The organism is Vibrio sp. Isolate30, assembly GCF_022397975.1.
Taxonomy (GTDB): Bacteria; Pseudomonadota; Gammaproteobacteria; order Enterobacterales; family Vibrionaceae; genus Vibrio; species Vibrio fortis.
Genome location: NZ_JAKEUS010000001.1, coordinates 1,440,273 through 1,461,450, shown reverse-complemented (window position 1 = coordinate 1,461,450; position 21,178 = coordinate 1,440,273). Strand labels below are relative to the sequence as shown.

General features: G+C 44.3%; 16 protein-coding genes. 7 read left to right on the top strand and 9 right to left on the bottom strand.

Going from position 1 to position 21,178, the window contains the following annotated elements; genetic code table 11:
* The first annotated feature begins 3 nt into the window (after window positions 1-3).
* From L1D60_RS06335 to L1D60_RS06320, 4 genes are all read left to right on the top strand, one after another.
* Window positions 4-900, top strand: coding sequence for a YjjW family glycine radical enzyme activase (locus L1D60_RS06335; protein ID WP_239840250.1), 897 nt, complete (start codon window positions 4-6; stop codon window positions 898-900).
* Between the two features lie 244 nt (window positions 901-1,144).
* Window positions 1,145-1,651 (top strand): DUF2199 domain-containing protein, encoded by a 507-nt coding sequence (locus tag L1D60_RS06330; RefSeq protein WP_239840249.1) that lies wholly within the window; start codon window positions 1,145-1,147, stop codon window positions 1,649-1,651.
* 135 nt (window positions 1,652-1,786) lie between these two features.
* Window positions 1,787-2,557 carry a hypothetical protein gene (locus tag L1D60_RS06325; RefSeq protein ID WP_239840248.1) on the top strand — a complete coding sequence of 257 codons (771 nt, stop codon included), beginning with the start codon at window positions 1,787-1,789 and terminating at the stop codon, window positions 2,555-2,557.
* A 525-nt stretch (window positions 2,558-3,082) separates the two neighbouring features.
* On the top strand, window positions 3,083-3,481 hold the full coding sequence (locus L1D60_RS06320; RefSeq protein WP_239840247.1) for a DUF4345 domain-containing protein: 399 nt from the start codon (window positions 3,083-3,085) through the stop codon (window positions 3,479-3,481).
* A 190-nt stretch (window positions 3,482-3,671) separates the two neighbouring features.
* Here L1D60_RS06320 and L1D60_RS06315 read toward each other — a convergent pair whose 3' ends face one another.
* The 5 genes from L1D60_RS06315 to yccS form a co-directional block, all read right to left on the bottom strand.
* Window positions 3,672-4,595, bottom strand: a complete 924-nt coding sequence (locus tag L1D60_RS06315; protein WP_239840246.1) for a LysR family transcriptional regulator — start codon at window positions 4,593-4,595, stop codon at window positions 3,672-3,674.
* A 33-nt stretch (window positions 4,596-4,628) separates the two neighbouring features.
* Window positions 4,629-5,888, bottom strand: coding sequence for a hydroxymethylglutaryl-CoA reductase (locus L1D60_RS06310; protein WP_239840245.1), 1,260 nt, complete (start codon window positions 5,886-5,888; stop codon window positions 4,629-4,631).
* A 166-nt stretch (window positions 5,889-6,054) separates the two neighbouring features.
* A complete protein-coding gene (locus tag L1D60_RS06305) occupies window positions 6,055-6,375 on the bottom strand; it encodes a hypothetical protein (protein WP_239840244.1) in 321 nt (106 codons plus the stop codon).
* A gap of 310 nt (window positions 6,376-6,685) precedes the next feature.
* Window positions 6,686-6,847, bottom strand: coding sequence for a hypothetical protein (locus L1D60_RS06300; protein ID WP_191907742.1), 162 nt, complete (start codon window positions 6,845-6,847; stop codon window positions 6,686-6,688).
* 376 nt (window positions 6,848-7,223) lie between these two features.
* Window positions 7,224-9,386 (bottom strand): YccS family putative transporter, encoded by a 2,163-nt coding sequence (gene yccS / locus L1D60_RS06295; RefSeq protein WP_239840243.1) that lies wholly within the window; start codon window positions 9,384-9,386, stop codon window positions 7,224-7,226.
* 176 nt (window positions 9,387-9,562) lie between these two features.
* Here yccS and helD point away from each other — a divergent pair, with 176 nt between their 5' ends.
* Together helD and L1D60_RS06285 are read left to right on the top strand one after the other, a co-directional pair.
* On the top strand, window positions 9,563-11,638 hold the full coding sequence (helD, locus tag L1D60_RS06290; protein ID WP_239840242.1) for a DNA helicase IV: 2,076 nt from the start codon (window positions 9,563-9,565) through the stop codon (window positions 11,636-11,638).
* A gap of 38 nt (window positions 11,639-11,676) precedes the next feature.
* A complete protein-coding gene (locus tag L1D60_RS06285) occupies window positions 11,677-12,027 on the top strand; it encodes a VOC family protein (protein WP_239840241.1) in 351 nt (116 codons plus the stop codon).
* Between the two features lie 123 nt (window positions 12,028-12,150).
* Here L1D60_RS06285 and L1D60_RS06280 read toward each other — a convergent pair whose 3' ends face one another.
* Both L1D60_RS06280 and torT read right to left on the bottom strand, forming a co-directional pair.
* Window positions 12,151-12,606, bottom strand: a complete 456-nt coding sequence (locus L1D60_RS06280) for a methylglyoxal synthase (RefSeq protein WP_032552293.1) — start codon at window positions 12,604-12,606, stop codon at window positions 12,151-12,153.
* Between the two features lie 64 nt (window positions 12,607-12,670).
* Window positions 12,671-13,720 (bottom strand): TMAO reductase system periplasmic protein TorT, encoded by a 1,050-nt coding sequence (torT, locus tag L1D60_RS06275; protein ID WP_239840240.1) that lies wholly within the window; start codon window positions 13,718-13,720, stop codon window positions 12,671-12,673.
* A 92-nt stretch (window positions 13,721-13,812) separates the two neighbouring features.
* On the opposite strand from torT, the gene torS reads away from it, so the two are divergent.
* Window positions 13,813-16,776 carry a TMAO reductase system sensor histidine kinase/response regulator TorS gene (torS, locus tag L1D60_RS06270; RefSeq protein WP_239840239.1) on the top strand — a complete coding sequence of 988 codons (2,964 nt, stop codon included), beginning with the start codon at window positions 13,813-13,815 and terminating at the stop codon, window positions 16,774-16,776.
* Window positions 16,777-16,975: 199 nt separating this feature from the next.
* Here the strand turns inward: torS and L1D60_RS06265 are convergent, their stop codons facing one another.
* Window positions 16,976-19,330 carry a fatty acid cis/trans isomerase gene (locus tag L1D60_RS06265; protein WP_239840238.1) on the bottom strand — a complete coding sequence of 785 codons (2,355 nt, stop codon included), beginning with the start codon at window positions 19,328-19,330 and terminating at the stop codon, window positions 16,976-16,978.
* A gap of 116 nt (window positions 19,331-19,446) precedes the next feature.
* On the bottom strand, window positions 19,447-21,087 hold the full coding sequence (locus L1D60_RS06260; RefSeq protein WP_239840237.1) for a VRR-NUC domain-containing protein: 1,641 nt from the start codon (window positions 21,085-21,087) through the stop codon (window positions 19,447-19,449).
* Between the last annotated feature and the right edge of the window lie 91 nt (window positions 21,088-21,178).

Sequence of the window (21,178 nt, the reverse complement as noted above, 5' to 3'; positions counted from 1 at the left end):
CACATGGCTAGGGTTACTAAAAATATAAAGGCAGAAAAACAAGCGAAGGTCAGCCGTGTGCTGACCTTTTCTTGTGTTGACGGGCCGGGAAATCGCTTGGTGTTGTTTCTACAAGGGTGCAACTTTGATTGCATCACTTGTCATAACCCTCACACCATCAATCACTGCAACCATTGTGGTGATTGTGTTCCTGAATGCCCAAGTGAAGCGCTAACTCGAAATAGCGATTCTGGAACGGTTACTTGGCATCCAGAAAAATGCACACATTGTGATAAGTGCATTGATGAGTGCAGTTATAAGTCGAGCCCGAAAATATCACTGATGACGGTTTCCGATGTTCTTGAAATCGCGAGAGAAAATCAGTTCTTTTTAAGCGGAGTTACCATCTCAGGTGGTGAAGCGACAATGCAGCTGCCGTTTATTATCGAACTCTTTAAAGCAATCAAAACCGATCCTCAGCTCTCTCATTTAACCTGTTTTATTGATAGTAATGGCTCACTTTCATCGGAAGGCTGGAGTAGGGTTCTGCCATACCTTGATGGCGCAATGATCGACCTGAAATCATGGCAAAATGAAACTCATCAATGGTTAGTTGGACGCGAGAACCATCGTGTGCTCTCTTCAATCAACTTCTTAGCGGAACATCAAAAGTTGCATGAAGTTCGTTTATTGCATATCCCCGGAAAGAGCGATCTCGACACAGAGGTTGAACAGGTAGGTCGTTATCTTCAATCGTTACCACAAAGCGTTGCGATTCGTCTCAATGCGTTTCAGCATCATGGTGTGATAGGGGAAGCCTTGAATTGGTCAAAATGCACTAAGCAGCAAATGAATGAGTTTCATGACCAGTTATTCGCTTACGTCCAGCGACCAATGCTGACACCGCAAGTCTACACCTAAACTCACTTGGTTCAGTACCTAAAAATACGGTTTCTCAATGGTTCTATGATTTTCATACCTTGGATAACACGCGCTGTTATAAATTGATAACGCGCTAGCGAGTTTTTTATGTGAGGTTAGAGTACCTATTTCGATATGTTTTCTTTAATTTTTAATAGCTTATGATAAATTAATCAAAATTTGGCAGGTAGAACAACGAGGCTGCTTGTTATTAAGAATGTTAGCTGTTTGGAGAAAAAATCATATGGCAGCAATTTTTAGTTTTAAATGTTCGAGTTGTGATGAAACTCATGAGGGATCACCAAGCTTTTCATTTAGGGCTCCAGATCCATACTTAGAGCAACCCGATGAAATACAGGAAGCTGGTAAACTTGGAACTGATCTTTGTTACTACAAGGATCTGGATGGTTATCATTACTTTGCTAGAGTCGTTATTGAAATCCCTATCATAGGTATGGCGGATCCATTTTTGTGGGGTGTTTGGGTTTCGCTAAGTCGAGAAAGTTATGAACACTATCTTGATACTTACGAAGAACCAGATGTGAACAAGAATTACTTCGGTTGGCTTTGCAATTATCTCCCGTATTACGAGAGTACCTATGCAATGGCAACAGATGTTTGTCCTAGAGTGGATGGTGAAAGACCATATCTAGTTATTCATGAAACAGAGCATGAATTTTATTCTGACTATATCAATGGTATTTCAGTTGAAAAAGCTCAAAAAATCGCAGAATTGTGCATGCACGGCTAAAAAGCCAATCTAGGTGATGCGTTACACTCGGCAGTTTTGGTATGGGGTTCGGTGCTCTTTGTTGGTTCTGTCGGGCACACCTTATCGCAGGCGTTAGATTTCTTTTATCAAATCCACCAATGGTAAACATTTGCAATGTTGAATTTTAGAATTACAAAATACGATCCTAAAAATAGAAATTCCGATGGGCAGTACAAAGTTGATGAATGGACATGTCCGTCAGAAGTCGGGAAAAAATTTAACGGAATTGAGTTTAAAGCATCGGAATACTTTGAAGTTGAAGAAAAGTATATAAATGCTGTTATAGAGTGCCTCCAGTCTAAACACATTAAGCACCTTCGAGTAGTAGATCTTGAATCTAGGTTTCTACAAGATAACCTTTCGGATAAAAATAGTCAGTGGTTAGTTAGCGAAGAGTTTAAGGATATTGCTCTCTTTGAAGATAAGAAACTCGAAATAAATTGCCTTACAGTTGTAATCAAGATGATTTTAAGGGGTTTTTTGTGGTGCAGATTAGAAATTAATGAACAATTTAGTCTTAGGTTTGGTTGGGACTACTACATGTATATCTGTTGCAATAATTTAAATGAGAGCACGATTGAAAAAATTAATGAAACGGGATTGTTTGTTGAGCTACTTGAACCACTTTACGATATGAAACGTTGTGACTTTTATATCCAAACTTGTCGCACTGACGAAGATGGAGATAGCTTAGTTGAAGAAGAAACAATCCTTAAAACCATGACTCGGGAAAAAATAAAGCAAGGTTTAGGTCTTTCTGATGAACATACTGGAAATCATAGTTTTGATATAACTCCTCAAAATTATGCAATGTTTAAAAATGACTTTGAGTTTAACTTCACGGAATATGAGTATTGTCTGTATTGCGACAAGATTTACATATAGGTAAACGAAATCTAACAAGTTGCTCAAGTAGGACGCACAAAGCTTGGCTTGCGCTCCTTCGTCGCTAATTTTAGCCAAGCTTTATACGCACGGCTAAAAGCAGCTTCTGATTGATACCCTACATCAAGACCAGTTTCTCGTGGTAGTAGGATAAAATCCCCAGGACCAAGTTTCACCTTCTCATCAAACACCTACACAATTGCTTCACCTTCAAGTATCAAATGAAACATAGTGCTAGAGGGAATGGATGGCATCGTGGCACCTCATGGTTGAGTGCGTATAGAACACGCTGCTCATTTTAAGCTGACTTAACGGTGAACCAGTATCAGTTTCATTGTGTTGTTCAGGAGCAAACTTTGCCAACGCTCGGAATTTTTTATCATCCATAATTGTATTTTCTGCAAATCTTCTGCGATTTTCTGTAAACCTAATCGGCGCCCAATAAGGTTTAATGAACAAACTTACAGACAATTAAGATTTATCATCTAAAAATTGTCTAATTTTTGAAATCTGGGTGGAGATAACATGAAGATTGTAACTAAATTCCAACGTATTGTTTTGGGTGCAGCCGGTTTTACTGCGTTTGTAATCGGTGGGCTTATCTCACTTTCACCTCTAGAATTCTACGCCAGTTACGGGGTAGCGATAGATAGTGAACCTAGCCTATTAAGTGAGCTACGTGGTCTAGGTGCTAATCTAGCGGCACTAGGTATGCTAATGATAGCTGGCCTTTTCTCGAGCTCGTTAGCTAAAACGTCAGTCGTTGTCGCTAAAGTTGTCTTCTTTGCTTTTCCTGTAGGTAGGATGATAGGAATTATGGCAGATGGAATGCCATCTCAAAGTATTTTGACTGCGCTAGCTATAGAGATAGTGTTCGCTGTTTTGCTAGTCGTTGCTTTCAGAAGAACTCAACAGAGCACTTAGGTAACGAATGAGCTGAAGCAACACCTATTAACAAGGTGTTAAAAGATCAACCAGAGCAGTGATTAATAGGTCATAACACAGTAAATGTTACTAATATGGCCAGTAAAAAAGTACTCACAATTTACGATTCTGGTTTTGGCTCGACAGCTGAGATACCTAACGCTATTTCGGCTGAGTTGTTCACCGAAGTTCAAAACGGTCTCTCTGGCGTGATGAACTGATCACATAGCCATTTCATTGCTTGATCATTCATGTTTGGTCGATTCCATACCAAGCTGTATGCGACTTTTCCATAATCGAAAGGCAATGGCTTCGCGATGAGCCCTTTGGCTTGTAATGCTTTCTGCGACCATAGCTTTGAACAGGTAAACAAGTATGGCGTTTGATGGCAAAGCACGGCGGCGGAGCCAAAGTCAGCTACCGAAATAGCGACGTCACGAGGTTTGTGGCACTGCACTAAATTTTGTTCAAAGAAGGGCTGTGAAAGCTCGTTATCAAAGATGCCGATGTGTTTGTAGCTGAGGTAGTCTTCGATAGTCAGCGTTGTATTGGCGAGTGGATGATCGGCTCCCATCAAACATACCATCTCATCAGATAGGATGGTCTTCCATACCAACTCTTTGCTTTCAGTCGGTGGCTGTGAAATATCGTGAGGCAATAAAATAGCGTTCACTTTACCGCTCAAAAGCGAGTCAAAGCCGAACTGTTGCTTCGAGTACACCTTTAGCGCTGCGTTAGGGGCTAACTGAGTGGTTATCTGACTGATGGTTGGAGAAAACACCTCAAAGGTACTTTCGCGCATTGATAAGGTGAAACTGCCTTTGTAAGTCTCTGGAACGAAGGTCTTTTGATGTAGAAGACCGTTCATGCTCGATAGAATGGCGTGTACGGTTGGCGCGACTTGAAGCGCAAATGGAGTAGGGATGAGCTTAGTACCGTCACGGTAAAAAAGCTCATCATCAATGATTTCTCTGAGTTGAGAGAGCGTTTTACTGACGCTGGATGGCGTTACATACAACTGCTCTGCAGTTTGGGTTACGCTATGAGTATTGAGCATAACGTGCAGAACCGTCAGGTGTTTCAGGCTAACGCGCGATAGGTGGAGATAATCCATCTCAACTCCAGAATCAAATAATGAAACTGGATTCTAACGCGCTAGCTTATGATGAGCACGAGAAAAGTGACCAGCACAGAATGCGCCTACAATAGAGAGCTCTCCGGCCAGACAGAGCGCAGCACACACTTCTGCTAAAGCTTGTGAGTTGCCATTGCCATGTAGCCCTAATAAGTCCAGACACGCTTTCTGGCTTGGTAAACCCGTACCGCCGCCTACAGTACCGAGCATCAGGTTTGGAAGGGTGACGCTAGCGTACAAGCCGCCTTCTTTGTTGAGTTCCATGCGAGTCATACCAATAGCCGACTCAGCCACACATGCCGCATCTTGACCGCAAGCGATATAGAGCGCAGCCAGTGCATTCGCATAATGGGCATTGATACCAATGGTGCCGCTTAGTGCGCCGCCGACAGTGGTCATTTGTCCAAATTGAACCATTTTCTCTGGCGTGGTGTGCAGGTACTTTTCAACTAATTCCGCAGGAATATTCACTTCTGCGGTCACTTTTTTGCCACGTACGCTCCGTAGCGTCTGTGTATTGGCTTTCTTGTCACCAGATAGGTTGCCATCGAGAAACGCATGGTCAGGCTTCACTGGCGTATGTTCCATGATGTATTCGAACACTGCATTTGTCGCAATGGTCACCATATTTTGACCAGAAGCGTCGCCAGTCAGAAACTCAAATACGAGGTAAACGTGGTTGCCTTCGATGTTGCAACTGATGTCAGTGAGTTTGCCGTGCGATGTCGTAGATTCTGCAAGCGCTTTAAAGTGATCGTATTGCGTCACTACCCATGCGACGAATTGACCAGCTTGCGCCAAGTTCTCGAAGGCAAAACCAGGAGTGCGAGTTACACCTTCGTTGAGCAGCATCGCACTTGCCCCACCACAAGCAGAAATGAGCTTAGAGCCGCGATTATATGAAGCGACGAGCGCAGCTTCTGTAGTCGCCAATGGCACCAAATAATCGCCTTCGGCAAACAGACCGTTTACACGCAGTGGGCCAGAAATACCGACAGGTACTTTAACGGTGCCAATGAAGTGTTCGATGTTTTTTTCGTAGGCAGAAAATTGCGAAAGGGTGTGAGCGTCAAGCAATTGAGCTTGGCTCTCTGCATTGTCAAGTGCGGTCCAACGGCGGGTAAGGTTTTTCTCAGTCAAGTAAGGACTTGGAGTCAGCTTTTTACTTGGCTTGTCGAAATGGGGTTGAAGCTTTTGTTCTAATTCTTCTGCGGTGATATCGCCACCTAAGATTGAAACATAGTCGCGACGGTGCAGGTTGAGTTTTGGCATAATTATTATTGGTACAGTTGGAACAGCAAGAGATATTTTGCGCTGATTCTACCGAGTAATGAGTGAGAAACAAGCGCCAGATATAATGAGTTACAGTTTGTGCCGCAATCGGCAAATATAAGGCATGCTTTGTTGGGCGGTTATGATCGTGCTGTTAATCACCATATTAGATGTGAATATCTAACAGGCTTCCAATGGCTTCGTTCTGGCGCTCGATGACAGAAGCACCCACGCGATTGTAACTTGCGCTTTGTGTGAGTTTTACTAGCGCATCACTGTGAGAAGGCATTGGCTCGCTGACGGTCTCTTTTTGAAGTGGGTCTGCTGTAGGGAGTTGATTAAAGCTGAGATCGCTTTTCGGTTCCATTTCTTGTTCTAATTGAGGTTCATTCTGAGCGAGCTGATTCAGCTCCACAGCCGCTTCTTCCACCATGTTGGCAGACTGCTGCATGATTGCGTAACCAGAATGTATACCTGAAATGGACATTCATTGACCTCGTTAAATTCCTGACTTGAGTTTAGGTTGGCTAAATATTGAACGCAAGGGAAATGTGTGACCTATGAGTAGGTTAATTGTAACTAAGTGGTCGTTAGGGGAAAGATATAGGAAATTCTGTGCTTGCTGGATTGTACTAATAAATCCATTCATCAAACTAATGAAGAGATAATAAACGGGCTGATTTGTGGAGGCGTGTGAGTGAACTGCTATATTGATAAGTTATCAGGCGTGGCAAGAAGGCAAACGCTTGAGAGTAGAACAGTAGGGAAGATAAGGGAGCTGTTTAGTCGGTTTGGTATTAACTAAACAGCTCGCTTAGTGCTTTCATTTCTTCGTCCGTAAGCAAAGGTTCTTGCTTGTTGTCGACTTTACTGTCGATTTCACCTTGCAGAGCGATAAGTTGTTGATTGCTCAGTAGATGAATCTGCTGTTTTAGAGCTTCGAATTGTAGTGCGTTCATGATACGGCCTTACGTCATCTGTTACGCTACTAAAAGCATAGTACTCTAGTAGCATAGATCCAGTAAAATGATAGGAAAATCACTAAATATTTTGTGATTCCAATTTATAAGACAACTATAAGTTTATGTGACCAATTTTTGTCCGAGAAATGTCAGGCAAAGTTAGTGCTCGGTCAATCAAAGTCAGAGGATTTTAGTAATGTAAATTTCGATGGTGCCAGCAATGACGGGGCTTGGTAGGGTTGGGTTCGTAAGTTGTTGATTTATATGGTATGGCATTGAGATTAAAAAGATAGCTCAAGATGAATGAATTTTGAGCTATCTTTTTGTTTGTTATAGGCTTTGTTTTTGTATGGTTTTTTAGCGTTCTATTGAACTATTTATTGAACGTTACTTTAACCGCAAACTTAGTAGCCAAGGTATGCAATTCAGGCAGCATTCGGTAGATAAGGTGGAGTTGTTGCAACACCATTCGGACAGAACTTTCGTCTTCTTCTCGCCACTCACTCAAACGATTATCCAATTCAGGGTCGTAGCTATTTTTGATTTCACACTGTTCACTATGGCTATGTAGCTGTGAGTACAACGCGTCTAGGTGCTCGTGAATAACGCTATGTGCATCCAATACCAGCTTATGAGTCGCTTCATCGTCGATACGCGTTCTATGAGCACCTAGCGCTGAAATGTAACTGAGTAAAGCATGGTTAAGAGTCAGAAAACGGAAGCTCTCATCAACTGAAGTTCGATATTTGCCAGGCTCAACTAACATGCTACTGATCGCTACTGTTAAGTTAGCGTCGTTGTTGTGCGCGCTGCGGCGAGCGATTCGATAACTCAAACTGTCTTTCTTACCAATACGATACTGACCAATGATCTGCGCCAAATAGGATTTATTGGCATCGAGCGCATCGGCCATCACTTTATGTAAGCGTTTCGATTGCCAGTCTGGGAATAGATACATAACCGCTAATACGGCCAGTGCACAGCCAATAAAGGTATCCGCAAGACGAGGCAGTACTACGGCATAGCCTTCGCCAAGCTGGTTGAAGCAGAACAGTACTAATAGGGTAATGAAGCCGGTGGCAAAACCGTAGTTATTAATACGGAACGCAAAGAACATCACACCACTGATCACGATAAACACCAACTGGCTCTCTTGTGATGGGAAGAAGGTCAGCAGTGGGACACCAATCAGTAGGCCAGCGACTGTACCAATCACACGTGCAGTGAGTTTCTGTCGAGTTGCACTGTAGTTTGGCTGACACACAAACAGGGTCGTCAATAAGATCCAGTAGCCACGCTCGATCTCAAAACCTTGGATGATTCCGTAACCGAGCGTCAGCGTCACCGCTATGCGTATAGCGTGGCGAAATAGCATCGAGTCCTTGTTAAGGTTAGCGCGGATCTTATGCCACATCGCCTTCAAAGTATGAGGGTTGGTGTCATCCAACACATCTTCTTCAAGCTTCTCAGCGTCAGGGTTGTTGATGTTCGATAGTTGTTTCTCTACCGTCGCTAAGTTGTTAAATAGAAAGTCGAGCTGACTAAGCAGCGGTTTCCATTCTGGACGGTTTTGCTGATGTAGGTGACTTAAAGAAGACATCAGCTCATCCAAAGCAAGTACTGACCTATCACTATGTTGATACTCTGCGCCCACCTTCAAAGAACTCGCGATTTCATGACAGGCTTTCGCTTGTGCTTCAAGTAAGTACTTAAAACGGAACAACACATCTGAGCGCTCAAAGTGCTTAGCAAGTTCTTGGTAGCGATAGTGGGTTGAGCTGACTCGCTCATGAATATCTTGAGCGATGAAATAGGTATTGAGAAAACGGTCACTTGGACCATCAATGTGCCCACGCTTAGAACGATTTAATAGCGTCGCCTTACACATGTTGAGCGCATTTACCGTGCTTGCGTTCAGTTTCGCTTCAATAATGCGGTGCGGTTGCGGAATTAGGTCAGTGACGGGGTAGAATAGCTCGGCCTTGGACTCCATGTAGTTGCCTATCTGGTCAAATACGGTCGCAAGGTTTTGCTGTACCGGCTGCATTGGCCAGAATATTTGCCAAATCATCGACATAAAGTAGTACCAAGCCGCACCTGTCAAAAGAAGTAACGGTTGGAACCACAGATTGGTGCTTTCGTGGGCACCAAGCATGGTGTAAATAGCGACAAGCAATGAGCCAAAAGCGATACTGGCGTACTTAGGACCAATGGCTCCAAGCATGATGAAGGCGAAAGTCGATGTGAATAATCCAATCGCGAATAGCCAAGGCGTATCAAAAAGCAGTTCGATTGAAAAAGCGGCAATTGCAAAACAGATAAAAGTTAATGTCAGGGCTTTGAGCCGCCCAGTAAAGCTATCGTCACTTTCTGCCAGTGCAGCTGCGATAACGCCAAGAATCAGAGGGGTGATTAATGTGTTTTGTTCGTAGTACCAAGCGGGCACCACGACACCCAATAGGGTGATCAGAATGAGGACGCTGTAATTTATGGTTTTGTTCGCCCAGTAGAGGCGTAAATTATTGGAAAAGTTCACAGTCGCTCGCTATTCAAGCTAAAAACGTAATCCTAACAGAAATCAAGCACAAGAATTTGATACTAATTCATAATTAACCTCAGGTGGTCATGAAAACGGCGATAAGAAATGGGATATTATTATTTCTTATTGCATCATGATATAAATTCACTATCTCCCATTTAAGAGCAAGCCCAATGCAGCTAAGCGCAAATAAGACTGCACAGTTTTTTATCCAAAATGAATACCATCAAGTTGAGCTGGATGGCTCACGTTTACTTCTCTCATCTGTCGGTAGTGAGGAACGTATCCCGTTCACGATATGGAGCGGTAAAGTCGCTATAAAGCGCGGTTTATTTTGGGGATCGTTGCAGTTTTTTGCCAATACTCATGAAGGTCAACAACGTAGCTGGTTGGTTCAAGGTTTGCCGTGGGATGAATGTCGCCAATTTGCTCGTAGCGCTGTGAATGCTTATCAACAGTGGCATGACACTCAATGCGAACAATTAGCAGAGCATGTGCCTGATTGGGAAGCGGAATTGACTCGCCTCGAACAGTTACCTGCATTCTTGCCACACTCCCAAGTCGATCAATGGGTGAACAAAGTCAATCAAGGCTTAGAGTCGATGGTGATGACTCTTGATGAAGCTGCACAGCGCATGCCTAAGCGAATTGCACGCCTGTCTCCATGGTTGCTTGATACCGAAGAGCAGCAAGCTGAGCGCAACCGACTATGGCTTGATCGCGAACGTCAAAACTGGGAAGTGTTATTTGCGCAGTGTGAGTCTTCGCCACTTAACCTTTCTCAGCAATATGCGGTGTTAATGAACGACGATCATAACTTGATCTTGGCGGGTGCCGGTTCGGGTAAAACCAGTGTCCTGACCGCTCGTGTTGCTTACCTTCTACAGAGCCATCAAGCTCAGGCAGAAGAAATGCTATTGCTGGCGTTTGGACGTGAGGCTGCAGATGAGATGAAACAGCGTCTAGACAGTAAGATTGGTCTCTCGGCTGAGAAAGTGCAGGTGAAGACTTTCCACCAGTTGGGGCTAAAAATTCTTAATCACGTTGAAAGTGAGCCGGTGACCATCTCTCCACTGGCATTGGACAATAATCAGCGCCAAGCGTGGTGTATCGACTGGTTGAAAAAGCATTGGATGACTCCGACCAACTTTAAGCGTTGGCAAAAGCACCTCTCTAAATGGCCTATTGCTTATTTAAAGGGCGATGAGGAGCTTGGTAGTCATGTATCTAACCTTAAGCTCATTGGGTGGTTAGAGAAGCAATTAGAGCAACTGAATAGCTCAGGCTTAACCAAGAAAGAGGTTCAGCAGCAGCTTATCGATCATCCTGATTATACTCGATTGAACAGCGAGTTGGCTCTGTGCTGGCCGTGTGTAACCGCTTGGCAGAAGAATCTGAAAGAGCAGAATCAAATCGATTTTTCTATGATGATCAGTCGTGCGACACAATACGTCGAGAAGGGTCGATTTATTTCACCTTGGAAGTTCATCATGATCGATGAATACCAAGATATCTCTCCCGACCGCTTAGCTTTGGTTGAAGCCTTGTGTAATCAAACGAAAGCAGAGCATCAAGCTTCCATCTTCGCGGTAGGAGATGATTGGCAATCTATTTACCAATTCGCTGGTGCGGATGTTGATTTAACGACGGGCTTTAAAGACCGATTCGAAAGTTCGACGATTCATCATTTAGACACAACTTATCGCTTTAATAACCAATTGGGCGTAGTAGCGAATCGGTTTGTGCAAGAAAACCCAATTCAGTTACCAAAAGAGCTCAATAGCTTTAAACAACAGAAGCAGAAGGCGGTTTACACTGCTCCGAGTAAAGACGTGGAGAAGATCCTCGATCAGTTGAATCGACAAGTAAAAGGCAAGGGTACCAAGTCAGTATTGCTACTTGGTCGGAACCATTATCATAAGCCTGAGTTGTTGGCTGATTGGCAGAAGATTTACACATCGCTGGACATGAGTTTTATGACTTGTCACGCAAGTAAGGGTAAAGAAGCTGACTTTGTGATCATTCTTTGTGTAGATGAAGGTCAATTTCCAGCGAAGAAAAAACAGCTGCATATTGATGGTGCGTTAACAGAGTCATCGGACACTTTCCCTTATGCTGAAGAGAGAAGGCTGTTTTATGTCGCGATGACACGAGCGAAGGAAAAAGTTTGGATCACTCACAGTGGAGATGGTTCAGGCTTTGTTCAAGAATTGCATCAATCGGATTATCCGGTTGTCCGTAGAAAGTAACCCATAGCCAAGCCAACATTTTTGGTAAGGAGGCCGAAATGGAACATGGTTCAATCAATTACATTGAGTTTGCAGCAAAAGATTTAGACAAGACAAAAGCGTTCTTCGAGTCCGTATTTCAGTGGCAGTTTGAAGACTATGGACCAGAATATACGGCTTTTACCGCAAAAGGGCTGATGGGTGGTTTTTATCAGTCTGATTTGACCTGTGATGCCAATACCGGTGGAGCTCTGATGGTGTTTTATAGCCAAGGTTTAGAGCAAACCGAGCAAGATATTGTGGAAGCGGGTGGCATGATTAAGCGTGACATTTTCGCCTTTCCAGGTGGTCGACGCTTTCATTTCTGCGAACCGAGTGGCAACGAGATGGCGGTGTGGAGCGATAAGTAGCCTGTAAATCTAGATAAGTTTGTGTGCATCAAACCCTATAAACGCTATCCACTAACGCTCAAATAAAACAGCCTGCAAGTTCAAGTCTGCAGGCTGTTTTTGTATCTGTATTTAAAAGCTTAATTAAGTGCGGTCTGCTAGATAAGCTTCGTAATCTGGGATCTCGATAGATACCTCTTCTTCAAGCATTGAAGAGTTGAACAGGAAGTTCGCCGTCGCACGGTTAGTTGCCACTGGGATATTCCATACACTTGCAATACGCAGCAGTGCTTTCACATCTGGGTCGTGTGGTACCGCATTGAGTGGATCCCAGAAGAAGATCATCATGTCGATCTTACCTTCAGAAATCAGCGCACCAAGTTGTTGGTCGCCACCCATTGGGCCACTGATCATGCTCTTAATCGCTAAGCCAGTCTCTTTGCTTAGCAGGTGTCCTGTTGTTCCCGTCGCGTACAGAAAGTGCCCTTGTAGTTTTTCTTTATGCTCTTTAACCCAACGCAGCAATTCTGGCTTAAAGTTATCGTGTGCCACTAAAGCGATGTGCTTGTGAGCAGGCATCGTACGTGTTGTTTTTTGCATGAATGTTTCCTAAATTATTGGCTTATATTTTTGATTTTTTCAATTTCTAATTATCAATATATCACTAAGGTGTGACACTGAATACCGGACGAAACTCAGAAGGTGACAACGAATCGGCAATCACCTCTTTTTTGAGAGATGAAGGCGTCAATGCCTCAATTTTAGGCACTTGATGGAACTCGTAAGGCTGCTTTCTCAGGTAGTGTGTCGCTTGGTTTACGGACAGGCGCCCTTGTTCAACCATCTTATCTGTTGGGGCAAATAGAACCTTGTTACGAAGTAATCCACGATAAACTCCATGACTTAGGTAACTAGAAACTAACCCAATCTCTTTCTCTTTATTAGCGGCTCTTACCTCACTGATAGCAGCTTCAATTGCGACAGCGCTGCCAACGATGTATTTGATATTTGGCAAATCGATCACCTGCTGAACGAGGTTTCTCTGCAGCTCTTTGTCATTATCCGCCCAATAACTTACAGCAATATTAATATCACTGGATTTGATTGCGTCATAAAAACCGATCGCGACAGGCTTGGTGCCACCACTTGCCTGTGGGCCAAGTAGCAACGCAATATCAGTCTTTCCTGAGCCTTTAGGGTGTCTTGCCTTGAGGAATTCACCGACTTCGTAACCCATTTGCCACCAATCGACACCGACTGTGCCTTTGAGCACTTTCTCTTTTTGGGTTTCACTCAAGTTCAGCTCGTTTACGGTGGCAAACACAGGCGTTGAACCGACCCATTTGGTCAAACTGTCATAGAATGCATCGGGAGAAACTGTCCCCAAGATGATGGCATCAGCACCCCACTGGTTACATAACTCAAGTTGTGACGCTTGTTTGCCAATGTTTGGGTAACCGCCAGCTTCAAGCACTCGCAGTTCAATGTTCTGCTCTTTGGCTTCTGAAATCATGCCGTAATTAACGGACAACCAGTAGGAGTCTTTTAGGTGTGGGTAGATGGCGCACACTTTCTCTTTCTCTTGCACAGCAGAAGAGCTCTGGTGTTCGACAGCGGTTTGGTTGCTTGCTGTCAGGTCGTTTGCGATTACAGAGTAGCTGGTTGCACTCAGTAAACAGGAAACTAGAGTTGAAACTAAACGTTTAGATAGCATGAATTGTCAGTTTATTGGCTTTGGATAAGAAACACTGCAAAATATAGCGTATTCTGCATGGGTAAAGAAGAACGTTTTAGGGTTATGGGTTTATGTTGTTAGCCACAGCAAGTATAGGTAGAAAGCTGCTCGCCGCATTTTTGGTGATGGCCTTATTGGTAGTCTTATCGGCTTTGATTGGTGTGTCAGGCTTTAGCTTCGTGGCAAAAACAGAACGAAACGTTGTCGACTCGGCACTCCCGGCCATGATTGAAGCACGTCAGGTTTCAGAATTGAGTAATCGCATCATTGCATCAGTTCAGACCCTGAGCAATGCACGCAATGAAGAGCAACGCAAAGAGGCTGGTTCCGAGCTATTTGAGTTATTGGAGTCTTTGCTGCGTCATATTAAAGAGCTGGGATCAGACAGCTTTGACTCTGAACTATTGAGTAACTTAGAAAACAACGTTCAAAGTGTTATCAATACCTTAGCTGAGCTCGGAGTATCGGTAGAGCGCAAATTGTGGCTAACTAAAGAGCTAGGCTCTCGCGTGGAAGAGATGCGCTTATTGGCTGAAGAGCTTGAACAACTCACCCGTACCCAAGTACTGAACACCGCAACTATTGCTGTTGCCAACGTAACCCACATCTATGACCTTCTAGAAAAGCAGCAGACGGATCGAGCATACAAAGCGCTTGATGCCTTGGTAGAAGTGGATTTGGATCTCTCTGAACGCTTGCATGAGTTACACCTGCTTGCCTTTAAGATGCTTAATCAAATTGAAGAGACACCGACCGTCACAGATGTGGATCGTATCAACCAGATCCAGAGTGAGTTTGAATCCAACCTAAAAATCATGGCTCGCCGGGTGAAAGCGGTGGAAGACCCAACTCGCTCAGAACAGATGTCGCAATTACTAGAAGAGTTGAGACGTCGACAAGTGGTTTTTGAAATAGCGTTAGAGAAGTCAGAAAACGCTAAGAAGTCCGAATTCCTAATGCAGAAAACTTTGGAGTTGTTTTCCCAGCTGAATACCACAGTCACTGTGCTAGTCGACGATTCCAACGCCAGTACCAAAGAGGCGGTTGATGAGCTGACAACGACGCTGAATTATGCCCAATGGACGTTATCGGTCATCTCTGTGATTGGTCTGTTTATCGCGGCCTTTATTGTGTGGCGCGTCGTGTATGTCTCTGTAGTGAAAAGGCTTGCGGAATATTCCGTTGCTTTGATGTCGATTGCTCAGGGGCGCTTGAATATCGATATATCGGTTAAAGGTAACGATGAGCTCGCTCATATGGGACAAGCGATCATCACGGCTCGAAACACGGCTCAAGCGCTACAAGTAGTGGCCGTGGGCGAGGCCAAGGCCAAACGAGAGCTTGAAGAGCACAAAGAGCATCTTGAAGAGTTGATTACTGAGCGGACTTATCAGTTGCAACAAACCAACCAGAAGTTAAACGTAGAGGTAGTGAATCACGCTAAAGCACGTCGTGCTGCAGAGCAAGCAAGCCGAGCTAAATCCGCGTTTCTAGCGACGATGAGCCACGAGATTCGTACGCCAATGAATGGTGTACTCGGAACGGCGAGGCTGTTAAAGGACACTGGTCTTAACCCACTGCAATCGGGGTATGCTGACATCATCAACCGCAGCGGTAAGAACTTACTGGCGATACTTAATGATGTATTGGATTACTCGAAAATCGAAGCTGGGCATTTAGAGATCCGCGTTGCTTCTTTCAACCTTCATCAAATGGTTGAAGATACGTATCAATTGATGGAAGGAAGAGCGTCAGAAAAGAAAATCGATTTCAGCTTCCACATTGAAAGTGATGTACAGACTTATTGGCGCGGTGACGTAACGCGTCTCAGCCAGATCTTAAATAATCTTGTTGGCAACGCCATTAAGTTCACTGACACCGGCTCTGTTGATATTTACATCAGTTTGGATATCGAAGATCCAAATCGCGTGATGTTTGAGGTCGCGGATACCGGTGCCGGAATTAAAGCGGAAGAGCAGCAATGCTTGTTTGATGCATTTAGCCAAACCGAGAGTGGTCGCAACAAGAAAGGCGGCACAGGATTAGGCCTTGCGATCAGTAAGAGCATTTTAACCGCGATGAATGGTGATATTGGCGTACACTCAGAAGAGGGCGAGGGCAGCCAGTTCTGGTTCTCTGTCCCACTTGAGCTTGGCGAAAAAGTCGAAGATCAAACTCAGGCGGTTGAGACATGTGTTAAAGCCAAAGTGCTGTTGATTGAAGACAACCCTGTTAACTGTATTGTCGCAGAGGGTTTCTTGAATAATCTTGGGCATCAAGTCGCCATTGCTACCACAGGCGCACAAGCGCGTGAGCTGTTTAAAGAGCAAGATTTCGATATAGCGCTGGTAGACATCAACCTTCCTGATTGTGACGGCACGGAGCTTATTCAAGAACTGAAAAATGATCTTAAAGCTCTTAATAACCATGCAGAAGAACAAAGAACTGAGCCGCCGATGATTGCGGTGTCAGCCCATGTATTCAATGAAGAAGTTGAAGAATACTTAGCCTCCGGCTTTGATGGGTTCTTGCCTAAACCTCTAGAGAAAGAGGCACTAGCGAGACTGATTGTTACCCAGTTGACGGGGCGTCGACTGTTATTACCTCAGCCAGACCCATCTGATCGCATGTGCAGTGCTCAAAAAGGCGACGTAGATTCAGTCAACGACGTTGATGAAACAATTAATCAACAGCAGGAGGTAGATGTGTTGATCATAGATCCTAAGGTTATCGAGGGTGACTTGGCGATTCTTGGTAAAGAAAAAATGCAGTCGATTGTCGGACTATTTGAAGAGAGTTCTCAAGTGATTCTCGATGAGATGGCGATGGCCAGCGAGGCGAAGAACTCGCGAGAAGTAAAATCGCTGGCGCATAAGCTGAAAGGCTCGGCAGGTAGTTTGGGTTTAGGTAAGTTGCATCAGGTTTGTTTAGGGATTGAAGCTGCATCTGAACCTTTGACGGAATATGAAAACACCGTAGGCGCATTGATTGAGACAGTAGAAGAATCTAATCAGGCTCTGAAAGCTTACTTTTAGAAACGATATTCAAGTTACCAATCAAGCGTTCAACCAAATTGCCAACCAATTTACCGACAAAAAATCCTCTGCACTGGCAGAGGATTTTTAGTTTTAACGCAATCGAACTTCAATGGTTCAAATTGCGTTACAAATACCATGAATTTTAAAGCTAACGGGTTTTAAAGCTCATGGTTTTTGTAGCTAATGGTGTTCAAAGTTAACGGTTTTCAAAGCGATTGTAGTCCAATAGACCAAACTCAATAGGTTGGTTTTGCTGATACCACTGGTGAACGCGGTCACTGAACGGCCAAAAGTCACTTGAGCTTCTACGTACCGCAAACTTATCAAGTAAAGCGACATAATCCTCTTCAGTTTCAATTGCTTGTAACATCGAAACTAGTTGAGGGATTTGTTCTTCATCTAGCTCTAGGAACGCGGCAGGGTAGCTACCAACAACGCCTCTAACCAGTGTTAGGTCATCGTTCTCGTAGTCACGATTGCTCTCTTCGTTAAACAGGCTAGAGATGTTGGTGTGAGAATTGTTGTGAATCATAGTAAACAACTGCTCTTCACCGCTTTGCGCTTTAATCATCATCATAACGAGTTGCGGAACATACTTTAGCCCCTCGCCTGTGATTGAGTCGACCTGTTGCAACAAGGCTTCATGTTTTGGTGCGAACCCAGTATCAACGATCTTATAACGATCATTGAGGATAGGTTTAAGCTTCTCTTCGAGCATATCGAACAACTCCGCCTTCGGGTTATCGGTTTTGTAGACGACACTAGACGGCTGATCGAATGGGGCGATATTGCGCTGTAAGAAATCACTGAGCTGAGTATTCTGGTTTTGGTACCAGCTTGAATGCTCCTCGTGGCGAACATCTTTTGGTAGTAGGGTCAGGAAGTTACTTTCACCTTCTAAACGTAAGAAGTCCATAAACATGCGAGTCATCAGCTGGTGGCCAAAGTTACCGTAGACATCAAAGCCCGCCACTAACAGGTAGTGGATACGCTCTAAGAGCGCGTAATCAAGCACCCACGCTGTCTTTGGTTGTGTGCCCACCAAACCTTGCACCACAGAGGCGCTGTCGAAGTGTCTAAACACAGTTAGTGCTGCATTAGGGTTCGTACCGCCACCGTCCCAAATAACGTTCATGGTGAGGTTTTCACCGTTTTTGAACCACTTATTGGTGAACTCTGACTTACCATCTAAATAACGAGCTTGTTGCTTCGAATATTTAACCCAGTTGGTGACGGGCAGAGTGTTACTCTCAAGCTCCCCAGGGAGTTTAAGGTTATCTTTTTGGCTGGCGTAGAAGTCGTTGATCTCTGGAAGGTCGGCTTTATCTGGGTCGACAAATACGACCCAAAAGCGGTCATTAATAACGTTTAACGCCAATTGTCCACGACATACAGGACCTTTGATATACGCCATGATGGTGTTCTGAGCATTGTCGAGCATGAACTTAAAGCGCGATTTTACCGGTAAGGCTTCAAACGCGGTCATCGGGTTCGCAGCAACATCTACCTCGTAGCTAGGCAGCTCTTTCACCGTGTATGGTGTATTGACGAACCAGGTTGTCCAGTTTTGTAGTCGCTGCGTATTGAGCGCAAACGGCATGTGCGTTTTATCTACAATCGTGCCTTGCTCAGGGATGATGCGGTAGTAGACACGTGGCACTTCAGGATCATCGTAAGGGCGACGTGTTGTAATACGTTGAACGGGTTGGCCTGGTGGCGTTGCAGAGCGAACTAAGGTAAAGAAGCGAGTTGGCCCCTCTAACTCTGAAAAGTAGAGATGAGAGAGGAACAAGTGCTCGTAGATGTAGCGAGCAGATAGCTGACTCTTACGCGAGCTTTTGTTTAAGAAGTTTTCATAGGTGTTAACCAACGCTTGCTCACCTTCAGTCAAAGGGATGTGAGCGTTCATAATCGCGCCGTTTTCTAGCCAGCTCATCAAGGTCGCATATTCACCTTTGTCGAGGTTCGGCATCCCATAAGGCATTCCCCAAGTAGGGTAGTCTTTTTCGTATTGGGCGTACTCTTCAATGGTTGGACATTGTTGGTTGCGATCGACAGCGAAATCAAAGCCTTCTAACTGCTTTTGATCGGGAAGAGGGTGGTTCTCTTTTTGAATCAACATACGAGCGACTAAACCAGCGTCCAAGTTGGCCGTCGAATTTTGCATACGCTCGTTCAATACAGGGTGGAAGTCAGCCTCACGCCACTCTTGAGTGGTTAGGGCATCTTCAAATAAGCGGGTCGGCGCTGTTGCGGTTAAACGAGTGCCTTGATAAACCAATGCCTTGCTCGCACCTCGGTCTATTCCTTCCACTGAGGACATTTTTAGCTGACACGGGGCGTCATAACAGGCGTGACAAACCACGCATCGATTGTCGATGATCGGTTTGACTTCATTGATGAAATGTTGTGCTTGAGCAGAGACCACAGGTGCTTGGCGGTCACGAACTTCGGGTTCCCCAAATAGGTCATCGAAGTTTAAGCCAGCGTACATTGCACAGCCAGAAAAGAGACTGACCAGTGCGACAATCCATATTCTTTTTAGATTCATAGAAACTTATAGTTTTATCATTTTTCTTAAGTATATCGAAAATGATTGAAAATGTTCATGTTCTAGCGATTTGATGAATAGAAATGGTTCGAAAAACACCAAACCAACCGAGTCGATTAGTGGTTGACCCAACAGACGGAGAATGGGATCTGTAACCTTTCAAACTCTTTAATCCAGCGCCACTGATTGTCTTGGAGTTTATCTCCCGGCCCTTTCACTTCTATCCAGCGAAAGCCTTGTTCATTGAAAGCGATAAGATCGGGCATGCCGGTTCGGTAAAGCTTGAGGTCTTTGAGTAACACTCTAAACAGCTCACAGAGAACAGACAGAGGAATATGTTCAATCGCTTGCTCTAAAAGCTCTTTAGAAAAGTACGCCCATTGAACAAATGGGTTAGTAATACCTTGTTTGTCTTCAAATGTATCCAATAGGATCTGCATTCCTTTGTGATTTAATTCGTTGAAGGTTTGCTCGATCAAGTCTTGTCTTTTGCTAACAAAGTCATCGTGGTACAAGTCGAGAGGGCGGTATTGATATTGGTTAATAAAGGCACCGTCAACTTCAGCAAATATTACATTCCAAAATGCCAAACCAAATAATCCGTTCAAAAAGGTGTTCTCACTGAAGTAACAGTGCCAACCCTGCGCTTCCATATGTGTACGTACTGCCTCTTCAACACGCATTTTGCTGAGGTCGAGTTCAATGTGTTCGTTGACACAGTTGGGCTTTTTAGAACGTGGGACTTTATGACCTTGCAGCCTTTGCACTCTCTGTTCTAACTTGTGCGCGACTTCCAACTCAGCAATATCAATCGGATGTTGAACTATCTCAGTGACAACGTCACTCATTGTCTCGATTTGGTTTAGCTTGTCATGAATGCGCGCTTGTCGTTCACGACTTGGCGGTAGGTGTGATTGAGCGAAATAGTGCAGTGCGAGTTGATACTCTTCTAATCGTTCAAGATCTCTGGCAATCAAGTTGATCAGTTTTGAACGGCGACGAACTAACGCAGTGTGGTCGCTATTGGTGGGAATGTCACTCAGCAGAGTAGTGAGAGATTCCGAGTCTTTGGTTGTGAGTTCATAATATTGATGTTGAATCTTATGCAGCGCCAACAGCTCATCGACTTGCTTACGGTTTTGAAAGAATCGAGATTCAAGAGAAATATTGACGGGTTCAAAGGTATTTAAACCTAAATCACTCAATACAAGTTGGCTAAGATCTTGGTGGGTATTGCCAAAAAATAACACGAGCAGAAGCTCGATGAGCTCAGGGTGCAGCAATTCAACACAGGTAAATGGAAGCTGGTCGAAAGCGGTGAAGGTTTCTTCAGGGAGCATGCCAAGCAGGATGTCTTTGCGGGCAGAGCGATGCTTGGTTAGCTCAGGAAAGATTTGAATGATCTCAGGCTTAGTGAGCAACTCATTTGCCAGCTCGACGTATGTAAGGTGAGGGCAGTTGCTTTTGTTGCCGTTACTCGAACGAATAAAACCGTGTTTGCTTAGTCGTTCTAACTGAAGGTCAAAATCTTCAATCTCTTGATAATTAAGCTTGTCGCTTCGAAACCAGTGTCCCTTACGGCTAAACATTCTCACGAGTGCACAACGAGCGGGAGCGGGCAATGCTGTGAAGCGCTCAAGCCACTCTTGTTCTTGGGGATTGAGAAGATCGAAATACCACTGCTGAGCATGATCGATAAGGCGCTGAAAGTTATCGAGATAATAAGTAGGTGGTAGTACTGGTGTGTTGTCTAGCAAGGTTTTGTCTCATCAATCCGTTATCTGAAAAGGCTTTCCTTTAAATTGCATTACCATCAATGTGAATGGAGCAGATACAAAAAGAGCCTAA

Excerpts from the sequence above, each read along its gene's own strand:
- L1D60_RS06325 (WP_239840248.1), top strand. The coding sequence starts at position 1,787 with ATGTTGAATTTTAGAATTACAAAATACGATCCTAAAAATAGAAATTCC.
- L1D60_RS06265 (WP_239840238.1), bottom strand. The coding sequence starts at position 19,330 with ATGAATCTAAAAAGAATATGGATTGTCGCACTGGTCAGTCTCTTTTCT.
- L1D60_RS06320 (WP_239840247.1), top strand. The coding sequence starts at position 3,083 with ATGAAGATTGTAACTAAATTCCAACGTATTGTTTTGGGTGCAGCCGGT.
- helD (WP_239840242.1), top strand. The coding sequence starts at position 9,563 with ATGCAGCTAAGCGCAAATAAGACTGCACAGTTTTTTATCCAAAATGAA.
- L1D60_RS06300 (WP_191907742.1), bottom strand. The coding sequence starts at position 6,847 with ATGAACGCACTACAATTCGAAGCTCTAAAACAGCAGATTCATCTACTG.
- L1D60_RS06315 (WP_239840246.1), bottom strand. The coding sequence starts at position 4,595 with ATGGATTATCTCCACCTATCGCGCGTTAGCCTGAAACACCTGACGGTT.
- L1D60_RS06335 (WP_239840250.1), top strand. The coding sequence starts at position 4 with ATGGCTAGGGTTACTAAAAATATAAAGGCAGAAAAACAAGCGAAGGTC.
- L1D60_RS06305 (WP_239840244.1), bottom strand. The coding sequence starts at position 6,375 with ATGTCCATTTCAGGTATACATTCTGGTTACGCAATCATGCAGCAGTCT.
- torT (WP_239840240.1), bottom strand. The coding sequence starts at position 13,720 with ATGCTATCTAAACGTTTAGTTTCAACTCTAGTTTCCTGTTTACTGAGT.
- L1D60_RS06285 (WP_239840241.1), top strand. The coding sequence starts at position 11,677 with ATGGAACATGGTTCAATCAATTACATTGAGTTTGCAGCAAAAGATTTA.
- L1D60_RS06280 (WP_032552293.1), bottom strand. The coding sequence starts at position 12,606 with ATGCAAAAAACAACACGTACGATGCCTGCTCACAAGCACATCGCTTTA.
- L1D60_RS06310 (WP_239840245.1), bottom strand. The coding sequence starts at position 5,888 with ATGCCAAAACTCAACCTGCACCGTCGCGACTATGTTTCAATCTTAGGT.
- L1D60_RS06330 (WP_239840249.1), top strand. The coding sequence starts at position 1,145 with ATGGCAGCAATTTTTAGTTTTAAATGTTCGAGTTGTGATGAAACTCAT.
- torS (WP_239840239.1), top strand. The coding sequence starts at position 13,813 with ATGTTGTTAGCCACAGCAAGTATAGGTAGAAAGCTGCTCGCCGCATTT.